Consider the following 15048-nt stretch of genomic DNA (forward strand, 5'->3'; position numbering starts at 1 on the left):
AAGCAATCAAAACCTATCAACTGCAAATCGTCAAGCCGACGCCCATAAAAAAGACCGCTGGTCGCGGTCTTTTTTGATGAGAGCATTGTGGATAACTCAGCTCTTCTTGATCTTCTCCGGCCGCTTCCAGCCATCGATGTTCTTCTGCCGCGCACGGCCAACGGCCAACTGGGCTTTATCCACATTCTGGTTGATGGTCGAACCGGCTGCAGTGGTTGCACCGGCAGAGATATCCACAGGGGCCACCAGCGAATTGTTCGAGCCGATGAACACATCCTCACCCAAGACGGTTTTCCACTTGTTGGCGCCATCGTAGTTGCAAGTGATGGTGCCGGCGCCGATGTTGGTGCGTGCACCGATCTCGGCGTCGCCCAGGTAAGTCAGGTGTCCGGCCTTGGCGCCCTCGCCCATGTGGGCGTTTTTCAGTTCGACGAAGTTACCCACATGGGCACGGGCTTCCAGCACGGTACCCGGACGCAGACGGGCAAACGGGCCGGCATCGCTGCCTTCGCCCAACACCGCGCCTTCAATGTGGCTGCTGGCCTTGACCACCACGCCCTTGCGCAGGGTGCTGTCCTTGATCACGCAGTTCGGGCCGATGACCACGTCATCCTCGATGACAACCTTGCCTTCGAGAATCACGTTGATGTCGATCAGCACATCGCGACCGACGGTCACTTCGCCACGTACATCAAACCGGGCCGGGTCGCGCAGGGTCACGCCCTGAGCCATCAGACGGCGACCGGCACGCAACTGATAATGACGCTCCAGCTCGGAAAGCTGTTTGCGATCATTGGCGCCCTGCACTTCCATCGGATCGTGAGGTTGTTCGGTGGCGACGGTCAGCCCGTCGTTTACTGCCATCTCGATCACGTCGGTGAGGTAGTACTCACCCTGAGCATTGTTGTTCGACAGACGACTCATCCAGTCCGCCAAGCGGTTGGCCGGCACGGCCAGAATGCCGGTGTTGCCTTCAGTGATCGCCCGTTGCGCTTCGCTGGCGTCCTTGTGCTCAACGATCGCGGCAACCTTGCCGTCCGCGTCGCGTACGATACGGCCATAACCGGTCGGATCGGCCAGTTCAACGGTGAGCAGCCCCATCTGTCCGGGTACAACGTGCTTGAGCAGACGCTGCAGGGTCTCGACTTCGATCAACGGTACATCGCCGTAGAGAATCAGTACGGTATCGGCCGTGATGAAAGGAACCGCCTGGGCCGTGGCGTGGCCAGTGCCCAGTTGCTTGTCCTGCAGCACGAAATTCAGGTCGTCAGCGGCCAGACGCTCGCGCACCACATCGGCGCCGTGGCCGATGACCACGTGAATGCGCTGTGGATCAAGTTGACGTGCGCTGTGGATAACATGACCGAGCATGGAATCACCGGCAATCGGGTGCAGCACTTTTGGCAGCGCGGAACGCATGCGGGTGCCTTGACCGGCCGCGAGGATTACGATTTCAAGAGACATGACTGGCTACCAATCCTGGGTGGTCAGCAACTGCGACCGGGTTTGTAGAATTCTGGAAAGAAAAAAGGGTAGCCGAGGCTACCCTTTTTTATCAATCGCACAACAAGTTACTGACGGATCAACCGCCAAACTTCTTGCGGATCTGCTGGACGGTGCGCAGCTGAGCTGCAGCCTCGGCCAGACGTGCGGACGCAGCTCCGTAGTCGAAATCTGCGCTCTTCTCATGCAGAGCAGCTTCGGCAGCCTTGAGAGCTGCTTGAGCCTGAGCTTCATCCAGGTCGGCGGCACGTTGCACGGTATCGGCAAGCACCTTGACCATGTTCGGCTGAACCTCGAGGAAACCACCGGAGATGTAGAACACCTCGGCTTCCCCGCCTTGCTTGATCAGGCGGATCGGACCTGGCTTCAGATTAGTGATCAGCGGCGCGTGGCCCAGAGCGATACCAAGATCACCCAGAGCACCGTGCGCAATCACCATCTCGACCAGGCCGGAAAAGATTTCTCCTTCCGCGCTGACGATGTCGCAATGGACTGTCATAGCCATCTGATTGCCTCAACCTAAATTAGCGCCCGTTGCCGGGCGCCTGGATTACAGTTTCTTGGCTTTCTCGATCGCTTCTTCGATGCCGCCGACCATGTAGAACGCTTGTTCTGGCAGGTGGTCGTAGTCACCGTTGAGGATGCCTTTGAAGCCAGCAATGGTGTCTTTCAGGGAAACGTATTTACCCGAAGCACCGGTGAAGACTTCAGCCACGAAGAACGGCTGCGACAAGAAGCGCTGGATCTTACGAGCACGGTTTACCAACTGCTTGTCGGCTTCCGACAGCTCGTCCATACCCAGGATCGCGATGATGTCCTTCAGCTCTTTGTAACGCTGCAGCACGTACTGAACACCACGGGCGGTCTCGTAGTGATCGTTGCCGATCACGTTCGGGTCCAGCTGACGCGAAGTCGAGTCCAGTGGGTCTACCGCCGGGTAGATACCCAGGGAAGCGATGTCACGGGACAGAACGACGGTGGCGTCCAGGTGAGCAAACGTGGTCGCTGGCGACGGGTCAGTCAAGTCGTCCGCTGGTACGTATACGGCCTGGATCGAAGTAATCGAACCTTGCTTGGTCGAAGTGATGCGCTCTTGCAGCACGCCCATCTCTTCAGCCAGAGTCGGCTGGTAACCTACTGCCGAAGGCATACGGCCCAGCAGTGCGGATACTTCGGTACCGGCCAGGGTGTAACGATAGATGTTGTCGACGAACAGCAGAACGTCGTTACCTTCGTCACGGAACTTCTCGGCCATGGTCAGACCGGTCAGCGCTACGCGCAGACGGTTTCCCGGTGGCTCGTTCATCTGACCGTAGACCAGGGCTACCTTGTCGAGAACGTTGGAGTCCTTCATCTCGTGGTAGAAGTCGTTACCCTCACGAGTACGCTCACCCACACCGGCGAACACGGAATAACCGCTGTGCTCGATCGCGATGTTACGGATCAGTTCCATCATGTTTACGGTCTTGCCTACACCGGCACCACCGAACAGACCGACTTTACCGCCCTTGGCGAACGGGCAAACCAGGTCGATAACCTTGATGCCTGTTTCCAGCAGCTCGTTGCCACCAGCCTGCTCAGCGAAGGAAGGAGCGGCGCGGTGGATACCCCAACGCTCTTCTTCGCCGATCGGGCCAGCTTCGTCGATCGGGTTGCCCAGTACGTCCATGATCCGGCCCAGAGTCGCTTTACCGACCGGTACGGAGATGGCAGCGCCAGTGTTGTTGACGTCCAGACCGCGCTTCAAGCCTTCGGTGGAGCCCATCGCAATGGTACGAACCACGCCGTCGCCCAGCTGCTGCTGAACTTCCAGAGTGGTTTCGGCGCCTTGAACCTTCAAGGCGTCGTAGATGCTCGGTACGCTGTCGCGTGGAAATTCCACGTCGATAACGGCGCCGATGATTTGAACGATACGTCCGCTACTCATAGCTGGATCCTCTGAATATTTGAACCGTTAAACCGCGGCAGCGCCGCCGACGATTTCCGAGATCTCTTGGGTGATCGCAGCCTGACGCGCCTTGTTGTAGATCAGCTGCAAATCGCTGATCAAATCACCGGCGTTGTCGGTAGCGTTCTTCATCGCGATCATCCGCGCAGCCTGTTCAGCTGCGTTGTTCTCGACCACCGCCTGGTACACCTGCGACTCCACGTAACGCACCATCAAGCCGTCAAGCAGCTCTTTGGCGTCTGGTTCGTAGAGGTAGTCCCAGTGGTGCTTGAGTTCTTGATCCGGGGTCGCCACCAGTGGAATCAACTGCTCCACGGTAGGCTGTTGCGTCATGGTGTTGATGAACTTGTTGGATACCACGGACAGGCGGTCAATCCGGCCGTCCAGATAGGCATCCAGCATCACCTTGACGCTGCCGATCAGATCATTGATCGACGGCTCTTCACCCAGGTGGCTGATAGCTGCAACGACGTTACCGCCGAAGTTGCGGAAAAAGGCCGCACCCTTGCTACCAACGACACACAGATCGATCTCGACGCCGTTTTCGCGGTTTACCGCCATGTCCTTGACCAGGGCCTTGAACAGGTTGGTGTTCAAGCCGCCGCACAGACCACGGTCACTGCTCACGACGACATAACCGACGCGCTTTACTTCGCGATCGATCATGAACGGGTGGCGGTATTCCGGGTTGGCGTTGGCCAGATGCCCAATTACCTGGCGGATACGCTCCGCATAAGGACGGCTAGCAGCCATGCGCATTTGTGCCTTGCGCATTTTGCTGACCGCCACTTTTTCCATGGCGCTGGTAATTTTTTGCGTGCTTTTGATGCTCGCAATCTTACTGCGAATCTCTTTTGCGCCTGCCATGTAACACCTATCAGGTTAGCAAGCGGGAGCCTTGCGGCTCCCGCTGCGGCTTACCAGGTTTGGGTGGCCTTGAACTTCTCGATACCAGCCTTCAGGCCAGCGTCGATTTCGTCATTGAAGTCACCTTTAACGTTGATCTTGGCCATCAAATCGGCGTGATCGCGGTTGAAGAAAGCAATCAGCGCTTGTTCGAAGCTGCCGATCTTGGTGATTTCGATGTCGGTCAGGAACCCACGCTCAGCGGCATACAGCGACAGCGACATGTCGGCGATCGACATTGGCGCGTATTGCTTCTGCTTCATCAGCTCGGTAACGCGCTGACCATGCTCAAGTTGCTTGCGGGTCGCTTCGTCCAGGTCAGAAGCGAACTGGGCGAATGCCGCCAGTTCACGGTACTGAGCCAGAGCGGTACGGATACCACCGGACAGCTTCTTGATGATCTTGGTCTGAGCGGCACCACCCACACGGGATACCGAAACACCGGCGTTCACTGCAGGGCGGATGCCCGAGTTGAACATGGCCGATTCCAGGAAGATCTGACCGTCGGTGATGGAGATCACGTTGGTCGGAACGAACGCGGAAACGTCGCCCGCCTGGGTTTCGATGATCGGCAGTGCGGTCAGGGAACCGGTTTTGCCGGTCACTGCGCCGTTGGTGAACTTCTCTACGTACTCTTCCGAAACGCGGGATGCGCGCTCCAGCAGACGGGAGTGGAGATAGAACACGTCGCCTGGATAAGCTTCACGGCCTGGTGGACGGCGCAGCAGCAGGGAAATCTGGCGGTAAGCCACTGCTTGCTTGGACAGATCGTCATAAACGATCAGCGCGTCTTCACCGCGGTCGCGGAAGAATTCACCCATGGTGCAACCGGAGTACGGAGCCAGGAATTGCAGTGCTGCAGATTCCGAGGCGCTCGCTGCAACGATGATGGTGTTAGCCAGTGCACCGTTTTCTTCCAGCTTGCGAACCACGTTGGCGATGGTCGATTGCTTCTGACCGATGGCCACGTAGACGCAGAAAATGCCGCTGTCTTTCTGGTTGATGATCGCGTCGATCGCCAGAGCGGTTTTACCGATCTGACGGTCACCGATGATCAGCTCACGCTGGCCACGGCCGACAGGGATCATGGCATCGACAGCCTTGTAGCCAGTCTGTACAGGCTGGTCTACCGACTTACGCCAGATCACGCCCGGAGCAACTTTCTCGACCGCGTCGGTCTCGGTGTTGCCCAGTGGACCTTTGCCGTCAACAGGGTTACCCAGTGCGTCGACAACGCGACCCAGCAGTTCCTTACCAACCGGAACTTCGAGGATGCGGCCGGTGCACTTGGCGCTCATGCCTTCAGCCAGACTGGTGTACGCGCCCAGTACAACGGCACCTACGGAGTCTTGCTCCAGGTTGAGGGCCATACCGTAGACGCCGCCCGGAAACTCGATCATCTCGCCGTACATGACGTCGGCCAGACCGTGAATCCGCACGATACCGTCAGATACGCTGACGACAGTGCCTTCGTTACGGGCTTGAGAGGTCACATCGAGCTTTTCGATGCGGCCCTTGATAATTTCACTTATTTCGGAAGGATTGAGTTGCTGCATTGCTCTGCTGCCCCTTCAAACTCAAGATTTCAATGCTTCGGCAAGTTTCGCGATTTTGCCGCGAATCGAGCCATCGATAACCAGGTCGCCGGCGCGGATGACCACCCCCCCGATAAGGGAGCTGTCTTCCTCGACTTGCAGGCGCACTTCCCGGTTGAGTCGTGCACTGAGAACCTTGGCGAGTTTGTCTTGCTGTTCTTGGTTCAATGCAAAAGCACTGGTCACTTCAACGTCTACCGATTTCTCTTGCTCGGCCTTGTACAGGTCGAACAGAGCGGCGATCTCCGGCAGAAGCGGGAGACGGTCGTTTTCGGCAACGACATTGATGAAGTTCTGTGCCTTGGCATCAAACTTGTCGCCGCACACGTCAATGAACGTGGCGGCCTTTTCTGCGCTCGTCAGTCGCGGGGCCTTGAGCACGCGCTGCATGGTGTCGTCTTGCGACACCGCTGCTGCCAGGCCGAGCATGGCTGACCAATTGGCCAGTTGCTGGTGGGCCTGAGCGTGCTCGAAGGCCGCCTTAGCGTAAGGTCGGGCCAACGTGGTCAGTTCTGCCATGATCGCCCTCGCTTAGATTTCAGCAGCCAGTTGGTTAACCAGCTCTGCGTGCGCGTTTTGATCGATTGTGGCACCCAGGATCTTCTCGGCGCCGCCGACAGCCAGCAAGCCCACTTGGGCGCGCAGCTTGTCTTTGACACTGTTCAGTTCCTGTTCGATCTCGGCTTGAGCCTGAACCTTCACACGGTCAGCGTCGATGCGGGCCTTTTCAACGGCCTCTTCGACAATCTGGTTACCGCGTTTCTTGGCTTGCTCGATGATTTCAGCTGCCTGAGCTTTCGCTTCGCGCAGTTGCTGACCCGCTTTCTCTTGGGCCAACTCCAGGTCGCGAGCTGCTCGGCTGGCAGCGTCCAGACCATCAGCGATCTTCTTTTGACGTTCGTGCAGAGCCGCGATGACCGGAGGCCATACGAACTTCATGCAGAACAGTACAAAAATCAGGAACGCAACGGACTGGCCAATCAGGGTCGCATTAATGTTCACGCCAACACCTCGCAGTTACGTTGTCCATCACACCAAATCATTCGAAGGTACGAATGATTAGCCAGCGATCTGACCAACGAACGGGTTCGCAAAGGTGAAGAACAGAGCGATACCAACACCGATCATGGTTACGGCGTCGAGCAGACCGGCAACGATGAACATTTTAACTTGCAGCATTGGAACCATTTCTGGCTGACGCGCTGCGCCTTCCAGGAACTTGCCGCCCAGCAGGCCGAAACCAATTGCGGTACCCAGTGCGCCCAGGCCGATCAACAGTGCAACAGCGATAGCGGTTAGACCAACTACAGTTTCCATCTTTCCTCCCGACTTTTACGTCGTATGGTTTAGGTTTTTTAGATTAAAGCGGTAAAACAAATCGTTTCATGGTGCCCCGTGAGGAGCCCCTTCCCGTTTGACCGGGAAGGACATCAGACTAGTCGAGACTGGTCTTAATGGTTTTCTTCGTGCGCCATCGACAGGTAGACGATGGTCAGCATCATGAAGATGAACGCCTGCAGGGTGATGATCAGGATGTGGAACACAGCCCACGCCCACTGCAGGACAACACCCAGGCCGCTGAGCCAGAGCAGGCCGCTGCCGAACATCACAGCGATCAGGATGAACACCAGCTCGCCGGCATACATGTTGCCGAACAGACGCAGAGCCAGAGAGATCGGTTTGGCAATCAGGGTCACGAATTCCAGCAGGAAGTTCACCGGGATCAGCAGGGCCTGAACGAAGATGTTCTTGCTGCCGAACGGGTGCAGGGTCAGCTCGCCGATGAAGCCGCCGAGGCCCTTGACCTTGATGCTATAGAAAATAATCAGTGCGAAAACCGAGAACGCCATGCCCAGGGTCGCGTTCGGGTCGGTAGTCGACACCGCGCGGAACGGGATGTGGTGGTCGCCGGAGATCAGGATGGCCAGCTGAGGAATCCAGTCGACCGGTACCAGGTCGACGGCGTTCATCAGGAACACCCAGACGAAGATGGTCAGTGCCAGCGGTGCGATCACCGGGCTACGGCCATGGAAGCTGTCTTTCACGCTGCCATCGACGAATTCGACCAGGACTTCAACGAAGTTCTGCAGTGCACCCGGCTGACCGGAAGTCGCCTTCTTGGCCGCCATGCGGAAAAGAAGAACGAAGATCAGACCCAGCGCGACCGACCAGCCGAGAGTATCGACGTGGAAAGCCCAGAAGCCCATTTCCTTGGCTTCTGCTGCGGTGTGGGCAAAGCCCCAGCCGCCGTTGGGTAGCTGACCGAAGGTCAGGTTCTGCAAGTGGTGCTGGATATAGCCCGAAGCGGTTGTTTCTGCCATGGTTGCCTCAAACGCCCTAAGGTCTCGAAAGTCTTGTTCTCATCAGCAGGGGAGCGAACCAGCTGACCGACTGAGTCAGCACGAAGGCGCCGAATACAGCGATCGGCGCCAGTGGCTTCACACCTGCAAACACCAGTGCAAACAGCACTGCCGTCAAAATCAGTTTGCCTGCCTCGCCGGCATAGAAAGACCGGACGATGGACTGGGCTGCTCGGGCGCCGGAAAACCGAAATGCCTTGTGAGCGAAATAAACATTGGGCAGCAAGGCTATCAGGCCTCCGCAAAGTCCCGAGTATCCGGCAACGACTCCGTGCCATTGCCAGAGCGCCAAAGCGCCAATGAGCAAAATGACAAATTGAGCCATCAACACCGGAAAAACCGCCAGGCGATGGAACGGCAGGCGGTTTGGCTTGCGGGTTTCCATCACTATTGCTCTCCAATGGTCGGCTGCCGAAATTCAATAACTTGGCATAATTTGTGCCGACAAAATGCGCGCAGAGTATAGGGGCGGTTCTGCCCCTATTCAACTGTCAGGTAGTGATTTCCGACTGCGCGCTACAAGAGGAATTGTTTCAGCGAATGTGTGCGAGCACACCTTGAAGCTCATCGAGGGAGTTGTAACCGATCACCAGTTGACCCTTACCCTTCTTCCCGTGGCGGATCTGCACCGCAGAGCCCAGGCGCTCGGCCAGACGCTGTTCGAGGCGGGCGATATCCGGGTCAGGCTTGGCAGGCTCTACCGGCTCCGGTTTGCCACTCAACCATTGGCGAACCAGTGCCTCAGTTTGGCGCACGGTGAGACCGCGTGCGACAACATGTCGCGCCCCTTCCACCTGCTGATTGTCCGGCAGACCGAGCAATGCACGGGCATGGCCCATTTCCAGGTCGCCGTGGGACAGCATGGTCTTGATGACTTCCGGCAGCGCAATCAGGCGCAACAGGTTGGCCACGGTGACGCGGGACTTACCCACAGCCTCGGCAACCTGTTGTTGTGTCAGCTGGAATTCCTGCTGCAAGCGCTGCAGGGCTACCGCTTCTTCGATCGGGTTCAGGTCTTCGCGCTGGATGTTCTCGATCAGCGCAATGGCGATTGCCGTTTCATCCGGCACATCACGCACCATCGCCGGGATGGTTTCCTGCCCGGCCTGCTGGCTTGCGCGCCAGCGACGTTCGCCGGCAATGATTTCAAAACGACCACCGCCAATCGGGCGAACCACGATCGGCTGCATCACCCCCTGGGCCTTGATCGACTGCGCCAGCTCTTCCAGCGCCTGCGGATCCATGTCCCGGCGTGGCTGATACTTGCCGCGCTGGAGCAGATCCAGCGGCAAGTGCTGCAACTCGCGGCTGTCAGCCTGCGCCGCTTGTTCTTCCAGCGAACTGACAGTCGGACCGCTCAATAGCGCATCCAGTCCTCGTCCGAGACCTCGTTTCTTGACGGCCATGGGGATTCCTTAAGTTGGCTGGGCAGCGGCGATGCGTGAATTTTTGCGCTGACGGCGAACCATCTCGCCCGCCAGGGCCAGATAGGCCAGCGCGCCACGCGATTGCTTGTCGTAAGCCAGCGCCGGCATGCCATAGCTTGGCGCTTCGGCCAGTCGGATGTTGCGTGGGATCACCGTGTCGTACAGCTGATCGCCAAAGTGTTCCTTGAGCTGGGCCGAAACGTCGTTCATCAGGCTCAGGCGCGGGTCGTACATGGTCCGCAGCAAGCCTTCGACTTTCAGGTTCGGGTTCAACAGTTCGGCGATGCGCTTGATGTTATCCACAAGGTCGCTCAGACCTTCAAGCGCAAAGTACTCGCACTGCATGGGGATAATCACCCCGTCAGCAGCGACCAGGGCGTTCAGTGTGAGCATCGACAGCGACGGCGGGCAGTCGATCAGGATGTAATCGTAGTTTTCACGGATCGGCGCCAGCGCGCTGCGCAGACGGCTTTCTTTCATCTGCATTTCCAGCAGCACCACTTCGGCCGCCGTAAGATCGCGGTTGGCCGGCAGCAGTTGATAACCGCCGTGTTCGGAGTAGTGCATGGCCTGGGCCAGATCGCATTCACCGATCAGCAGGTCGTAGACCGAGTTTTCCAGGCCATGCTTATCCACACCGCTACCCATGGTGGCGTTGCCCTGTGGATCGAGATCGATCAACAGCACCCGGCGCTTGGTCGCGACCAGGGATGCTGCGAGGTTGATACAGGTGGTGGTCTTGCCCACACCACCCTTCTGGTTCGCTATCGCGAATACCTTAGCCATTCTTGCTTGTGTTCCCAATCATGCCGTGCGGCGCAGTATCAGCAGATGGCGTTGGCCTTGGCAACCGGGTACGGCCAGGGCGTGTTCGCTATCGAGTTTGAAGTCTGCCGGCAATGCTACCAGCTCATCCGCCGGATGGACGCCCTTCATTGCCAGCCAGCGCGTATCGGCGTCGCCGAGGTGGCGAGTCCAGTTGGTGAAGTTCTCCATGCTGCTGAACGCCCGGGAAATGATCCCGTTGAACGGCTGTGCAGGCTGGAAGGCTTCGACGCGACTGTGGATAACTTGCAGGTTATCCAGTTTGAGTTCGAGTTTGACCTGGGTCAGGAAGCGGGTTTTCTTGCCGTTGCTGTCCAGGCAGGTCACCTGCGAGTCCGGATACAGGATTGCCAGAGGGATCCCCGGCATGCCGCCGCCGCTGCCGACGTCCAGCCAGCGACCGTTTTCGATGAACGACATCACGCTGAGGCTATCGAGCAAGTGGCGGGAAACCATTTCGTCCGGATCGCGAACGGCAGTCAGGTTGTAGGCCTGGTTCCATTTGATCAACAGGGCCAGATAACCCAGCAGTAATTCGTGCTGGGTTTCAGTGAGATTGACACCGAGCGCGCGGGCTCCTGTGGATAACTCTTCGGCGTGTTGCGAAGTGACCTTAGAACTCAAGCGCTTTGCTCCAACTGACGGCCCGCGCCGCGTTTTTTCAAGTGAATCATCAACAGCGAAATCGCTGCCGGGGTAACGCCCGGGATCCGCGAAGCCTGGCCCAGCGTCTCGGGACGCGTGGCGCCCAGCTTGCTCTGGATCTCCTTGGAGAGACCGGAAATGTTGGCGTAATCGATATCCACAGGCAGTTTCGTGTCTTCACTGGCCCGCAGACGGGCAATTTCGTCCTGTTGGCGGTCGATGTAACCGGCGTATTTGGTCTTGATTTCGACCTGTTCGGCGACCTGTGGATCTTCTGCGCCCTGCCCGGTCACTTCGACCAGACCAGCGTAGTCGATTTCCGGACGGCTCAAGAGATTGAGCAAGTTGTATTCGTGAGTCAGTGGCGTGCCGAATTTTTCCGCGATCGCATCGCCCTGAGCAGTGCCCGGGCGAACCCAGGTGCTTTTCAGGCGTTGCTCTTCGAGCTCGATGCTTTCGCGTTTCTTGCAGAACGCCGCCCAGCGCGCGTCATCGACCAGACCCAGTTCGCGACCTTTTTCGGTCAGACGCAGATCAGCGTTGTCCTCACGCAGGATCAGGCGGTACTCGGCACGGGAAGTGAACATGCGGTACGGCTCTTGGGTACCCAGGGTGATCAGGTCGTCGACCAATACCCCGATGTACGCCTCATCGCGACGCGGGCACCAGGCTTCTTTGCCTTTCGCACGCAGTGCAGCGTTGGCACCGGCAAGCAAACCCTGGGCACCGGCTTCTTCGTAACCGGTGGTGCCGTTGATCTGGCCAGCGAAGAACAGACCGCCAATGACTTTGGTTTCCAGGCTGTATTTCAGGTCGCGCGGATCGAAGTAGTCGTACTCAATCGCATAACCCGGACGCACGATGTGTGCGTTTTCCATGCCGCGGATCGATTGCACGATCTGCAATTGCACGTCGAACGGCAGGCTTGTGGATATCCCGTTCGGATACAGCTCATGGGTGGTCAGGCCTTCCGGCTCGATGAACACCTGATGGCTTTGCTTGTCGGCAAAGCGATGGATCTTGTCTTCGATCGACGGGCAATAACGTGGACCGACGCCCTCGATTTCGCCTGCAGCGGAATACATCGGCGAGCGGTCGAGGTTCGCAGCGATGATTTCGTGGGTACGGGCGTTGGTGTGGGTGATCCAGCAACTGACTTGCCGTGGATGCTGTTCTTTGTTGCCCATGAACGACATCACCGGGATCGGCGTATCACCTGGTTGTTCGGTCATCACCGAGAAATCCACAGACTTGCCGTCGATACGTGGCGGCGTACCGGTTTTCAGGCGACCGACACGCAACGGCAGTTCACGCAGACGGTGCGCCAGGGCGATCGACGGCGGATCGCCGGCACGACCGCCGGAAAAATTCTGCAACCCGATGTGGATAAGTCCGCCGAGGAACGTACCGGTGGTCAACACTACGGAATCCGCGAAGAAGCGCAGGCCCATTTGCGTGACAACACCGCGTACCTGTTCCTGCTCGACGATCAGGTCGTCTGCGGCTTGTTGAAATATCCACAGGTTCGGCTGGTTTTCCAGGATTTCGCGCACAGCGGCCTTGTACAGAATCCGGTCGGCTTGCGCACGAGTCGCTCGTACGGCCGGGCCTTTACGGCTGTTCAGCACGCGAAACTGGATGCCGCCCTTATCGGTAGCCATGGCCATCGCACCACCGAGGGCGTCGATTTCCTTGACCAGATGGCTTTTGCCAATGCCACCGATGGCCGGGTTGCAACTCATGGCACCGAGGGTTTCCACGTTGTGCGTCAGCAGAAGGGTTTTTGCACCCATGCGTGCTGAGGCCAGTGCTGCCTCGGTACCGGCATGACCGCCGCCGATGACGATCACTTCAAAACGGGAAGGGAAATCCACCACGCACCTCGTGCCTGCTTAAGTAGGTCATTCAGGAATAGTTTGAGATCAGGTTTCTGGACCTGGTCGGCAAGTATAGGGACTTCGCCCTTTCTAAAGAACCCTTTGCACAAAATTTAACCAGCTGTGGAGAACTCGCGGTTAAAAGAATAAAAAAGAGAGAAATTTATAAAACCTTTGTTTTAAAGCTTATTCTTACTGCCCTAGATTTCTGTGGATAGATCCATACAAGCCTTTGTTTTCAATATGTACAGCGATTCAAAACCCTGTGGCCATGTCGGCATGAGGCCCTTGGATAACCGGTGTAAGCCTGTGGATGAAAGGGGCTGTTATCCACAGAGGCAGTTATGTCCAGTTTTCAGGCCCTGTTATCAACTGCCCTTAGCGACAGTTATTCACAGGGCTTAATCCACAGAAATCGGATGAATGAAGGAATCGCGGACACGGAAAATCCGCTCAGGAACAGAAATCTGTCCGGCAATGGAGGAAGGAAATACGAGGAAAGAGGACAGACAGGTCGCGAACGGACCTGCCTGTGGACAACGGAAGGACTACTTACCGATGCAGAAGCTGGAAAAAATTCGTCCCAGCAAATCATCGGAGCTGAAGGCGCCGGTGATTTCCCCAAGGCACTGCTGGGCCTGGCGCAGGTCTTCGGCCAGTAATTCACCCGCTCCCGCCAATGTCAGCTGAGCACGTCCATGTTCCAGGGCATCACTGGCATGACGCAGGGCTTCCAGGTGCCGGCGGCGTGCGCTGAAGCTGCTTTCCGATGTTTGTTCATAGCCCATGCAGGCTTTGAGGTGATCACGTAGCAGGTCCAGACCTTCACCGGCAGACTTGGCGCTCAGGCTGATGGTCACATGGCCATCGTCACTGACTTCCAAGGCAATGGGCTCACCGGAAAGATCGGCCTTGTTACGGATCAGCGTGACCTTCGCCGGATCTGGCCGGGTTTCAAGGAATTCCGGCCACAGGGCGAACGGATCGGCGGCCTCTGGCGCAGTGGCATCGACGACCAGCAGCACTCGGTCAGCTTCGCCAATGGCTTTCAACGCTCGTTCAACGCCGATCTTTTCCACATGATCATCGGTATCACGCAGACCGGCGGTGTCCACAACATGCAGCGGCATGCCATCGATGTGGATATGTTCGCGCAGGATGTCCCGAGTGGTGCCGGCTATTTCGGTCACGATCGCGGCTTCACGACCGGCCAGTGCGTTCAGCAGGCTGGATTTTCCGGCATTCGGACGACCGGCAATCACCACGGTCATGCCGTCACGCAGCAACGCGCCCTGCCCGGCTTCGCGCAATACGGTGGATAACTCGTTACGAACCTTGTCGAGCATGCTCAGGACGTGGCCATCGGCGAGGAAGTCGATTTCTTCTTCCGGGAAGTCGATAGCTGCTTCGACATAGATCCGCAGGCCAATCAGCTGTTCGGTAAGGTTATGCACACGTTGGGAAAATGCACCCTGCAATGAACGCAGGGCATTGCGCGCGGCCTGTGCAGAACTGGCTTCGATCAAGTCGGCGATCGCCTCGGCCTGGGCCAGGTCGAGTTTGTCATTGAGAAAGGCGCGTTCGCTGAATTCTCCAGGGCGTGCCAGACGACAGCCCAGTTCCAGGCAACGTTTGAGCAACATATCGAGAACGATCGGGCCGCCGTGGCCCTGCAGTTCCAGTACGTCTTCGCCGGTGAACGAGTTCGGCCCGGGGAAATACAGCGCCAGACCTTCATCCAGCACCTGTTGATCGTCACTGAAGAACGGGCCGTAGTGGGCAAACCGCGGTTTCAGCTCGCGGCCGCTGATGGCTTTGGCCGCAACGCTGGCCAGCGGCCCGGAAATTCGAACGATGCCAACGCCGCCACGGCCCTGGGCGGTAGCGACGGCAGCGATGGTTTCACGAGGAGCGCTCATAAACCGGTATCCAGACAAAAATGGCAGATAGCAAAACGCCCCA

General features: G+C 57.7%; 15 protein-coding genes. All 15 read right to left on the reverse strand.

Annotated elements, in window-relative coordinates; translation table 11 throughout:
• Nucleotides 1-96: 96 nt before the first annotated feature.
• The 15 genes from glmU to mnmE all read right to left on the reverse strand — a co-directional run bounded on the left by glmU (nucleotide 97) and on the right by mnmE (nucleotide 15005).
• Nucleotides 97-1464, reverse strand: a complete 1368-nt coding sequence (glmU, locus tag L6D81_RS12765; protein ID WP_236179915.1) for a bifunctional UDP-N-acetylglucosamine diphosphorylase/glucosamine-1-phosphate N-acetyltransferase GlmU — start codon at nucleotides 1462-1464, stop codon at nucleotides 97-99.
• A 118-nt stretch (nucleotides 1465-1582) separates the two neighbouring features.
• Entirely contained in the window at nucleotides 1583-2008 is a 426-nt protein-coding gene (locus L6D81_RS12770) for a F0F1 ATP synthase subunit epsilon (protein WP_007954164.1), read from the reverse strand.
• Between the two features lie 45 nt (nucleotides 2009-2053).
• The gene (atpD, locus tag L6D81_RS12775; protein ID WP_007954162.1) at nucleotides 2054-3430 is read right to left on the reverse strand and encodes a F0F1 ATP synthase subunit beta; all 1377 of its coding nucleotides are present in this window, start codon (nucleotides 3428-3430) and stop codon (nucleotides 2054-2056) included.
• 27 nt (nucleotides 3431-3457) lie between these two features.
• A complete protein-coding gene (atpG, locus tag L6D81_RS12780; RefSeq protein ID WP_007954161.1) occupies nucleotides 3458-4318 on the reverse strand; it encodes a F0F1 ATP synthase subunit gamma in 861 nt (286 codons plus the stop codon).
• A gap of 50 nt (nucleotides 4319-4368) precedes the next feature.
• Nucleotides 4369-5913 (reverse strand): F0F1 ATP synthase subunit alpha, encoded by a 1545-nt coding sequence (atpA, locus tag L6D81_RS12785; RefSeq protein ID WP_230734420.1) that lies wholly within the window; start codon nucleotides 5911-5913, stop codon nucleotides 4369-4371.
• A 21-nt stretch (nucleotides 5914-5934) separates the two neighbouring features.
• The gene (locus tag L6D81_RS12790) at nucleotides 5935-6471 is read right to left on the reverse strand and encodes a F0F1 ATP synthase subunit delta (RefSeq protein ID WP_011336717.1); all 537 of its coding nucleotides are present in this window, start codon (nucleotides 6469-6471) and stop codon (nucleotides 5935-5937) included.
• A gap of 12 nt (nucleotides 6472-6483) precedes the next feature.
• Nucleotides 6484-6954: a F0F1 ATP synthase subunit B gene (locus L6D81_RS12795; protein WP_011336718.1), complete on the reverse strand. Its 471-nt coding sequence runs from the start codon at nucleotides 6952-6954 to the stop codon at nucleotides 6484-6486.
• A 57-nt stretch (nucleotides 6955-7011) separates the two neighbouring features.
• Nucleotides 7012-7269, reverse strand: coding sequence for a F0F1 ATP synthase subunit C (gene atpE / locus L6D81_RS12800; RefSeq protein WP_003097235.1), 258 nt, complete (start codon nucleotides 7267-7269; stop codon nucleotides 7012-7014).
• A gap of 134 nt (nucleotides 7270-7403) precedes the next feature.
• Nucleotides 7404-8273 carry a F0F1 ATP synthase subunit A gene (gene atpB / locus L6D81_RS12805; RefSeq protein WP_007954148.1) on the reverse strand — a complete coding sequence of 290 codons (870 nt, stop codon included), beginning with the start codon at nucleotides 8271-8273 and terminating at the stop codon, nucleotides 7404-7406.
• Nucleotides 8274-8289: 16 nt separating this feature from the next.
• Nucleotides 8290-8697 carry a F0F1 ATP synthase subunit I gene (locus L6D81_RS12810; RefSeq protein ID WP_201819687.1) on the reverse strand — a complete coding sequence of 136 codons (408 nt, stop codon included), beginning with the start codon at nucleotides 8695-8697 and terminating at the stop codon, nucleotides 8290-8292.
• A gap of 148 nt (nucleotides 8698-8845) precedes the next feature.
• Complete coding sequence (locus tag L6D81_RS12815; protein ID WP_011336720.1) at nucleotides 8846-9718, reverse strand: ParB/RepB/Spo0J family partition protein; 873 nt, start codon at nucleotides 9716-9718, stop codon at nucleotides 8846-8848.
• 9 nt (nucleotides 9719-9727) lie between these two features.
• On the reverse strand, nucleotides 9728-10525 hold the full coding sequence (locus tag L6D81_RS12820) for a ParA family protein (RefSeq protein WP_007954142.1): 798 nt from the start codon (nucleotides 10523-10525) through the stop codon (nucleotides 9728-9730).
• Nucleotides 10526-10543: 18 nt separating this feature from the next.
• Nucleotides 10544-11188, reverse strand: a complete 645-nt coding sequence (gene rsmG / locus L6D81_RS12825; protein WP_122604676.1) for a 16S rRNA (guanine(527)-N(7))-methyltransferase RsmG — start codon at nucleotides 11186-11188, stop codon at nucleotides 10544-10546.
• Entirely contained in the window at nucleotides 11185-13083 is a 1899-nt protein-coding gene (mnmG, locus tag L6D81_RS12830) for a tRNA uridine-5-carboxymethylaminomethyl(34) synthesis enzyme MnmG (protein WP_236179917.1), read from the reverse strand. The genes rsmG and mnmG overlap by 4 nt, the downstream gene beginning before the upstream one ends.
• A 551-nt stretch (nucleotides 13084-13634) precedes the next feature.
• Nucleotides 13635-15005: a tRNA uridine-5-carboxymethylaminomethyl(34) synthesis GTPase MnmE gene (mnmE, locus tag L6D81_RS12835; RefSeq protein ID WP_236179919.1), complete on the reverse strand. Its 1371-nt coding sequence runs from the start codon at nucleotides 15003-15005 to the stop codon at nucleotides 13635-13637.
• Between the last annotated feature and the right edge of the window lie 43 nt (nucleotides 15006-15048).

Origin of the sequence: Pseudomonas sputi, from assembly GCF_021603585.1 — a bacterium.
Taxonomy (GTDB): Bacteria; Pseudomonadota; Gammaproteobacteria; order Pseudomonadales; family Pseudomonadaceae; genus Aquipseudomonas; species Aquipseudomonas sputi.

Coding starts and splice junctions, on each gene's coding strand:
- glmU (WP_236179915.1), bottom strand. CDS start 1,464: ATGTCTCTTGAAATCGTAATCCTCGCGGCCGGTCAAGGCACCCGCATG.
- L6D81_RS12770 (WP_007954164.1), bottom strand. CDS start 2,008: ATGGCTATGACAGTCCATTGCGACATCGTCAGCGCGGAAGGAGAAATC.
- atpD (WP_007954162.1), bottom strand. CDS start 3,430: ATGAGTAGCGGACGTATCGTTCAAATCATCGGCGCCGTTATCGACGTG.
- atpG (WP_007954161.1), bottom strand. CDS start 4,318: ATGGCAGGCGCAAAAGAGATTCGCAGTAAGATTGCGAGCATCAAAAGC.
- atpA (WP_230734420.1), bottom strand. CDS start 5,913: ATGCAGCAACTCAATCCTTCCGAAATAAGTGAAATTATCAAGGGCCGC.
- L6D81_RS12790 (WP_011336717.1), bottom strand. CDS start 6,471: ATGGCAGAACTGACCACGTTGGCCCGACCTTACGCTAAGGCGGCCTTC.
- atpE (WP_003097235.1), bottom strand. CDS start 7,269: ATGGAAACTGTAGTTGGTCTAACCGCTATCGCTGTTGCACTGTTGATC.
- atpB (WP_007954148.1), bottom strand. CDS start 8,273: ATGGCAGAAACAACCGCTTCGGGCTATATCCAGCACCACTTGCAGAAC.
- L6D81_RS12810 (WP_201819687.1), bottom strand. CDS start 8,697: ATGGAAACCCGCAAGCCAAACCGCCTGCCGTTCCATCGCCTGGCGGTT.
- L6D81_RS12815 (WP_011336720.1), bottom strand. CDS start 9,718: ATGGCCGTCAAGAAACGAGGTCTCGGACGAGGACTGGATGCGCTATTG.
- L6D81_RS12820 (WP_007954142.1), bottom strand. CDS start 10,525: ATGGCTAAGGTATTCGCGATAGCGAACCAGAAGGGTGGTGTGGGCAAG.
- mnmE (WP_236179919.1), bottom strand. CDS start 15,005: ATGAGCGCTCCTCGTGAAACCATCGCTGCCGTCGCTACCGCCCAGGGC.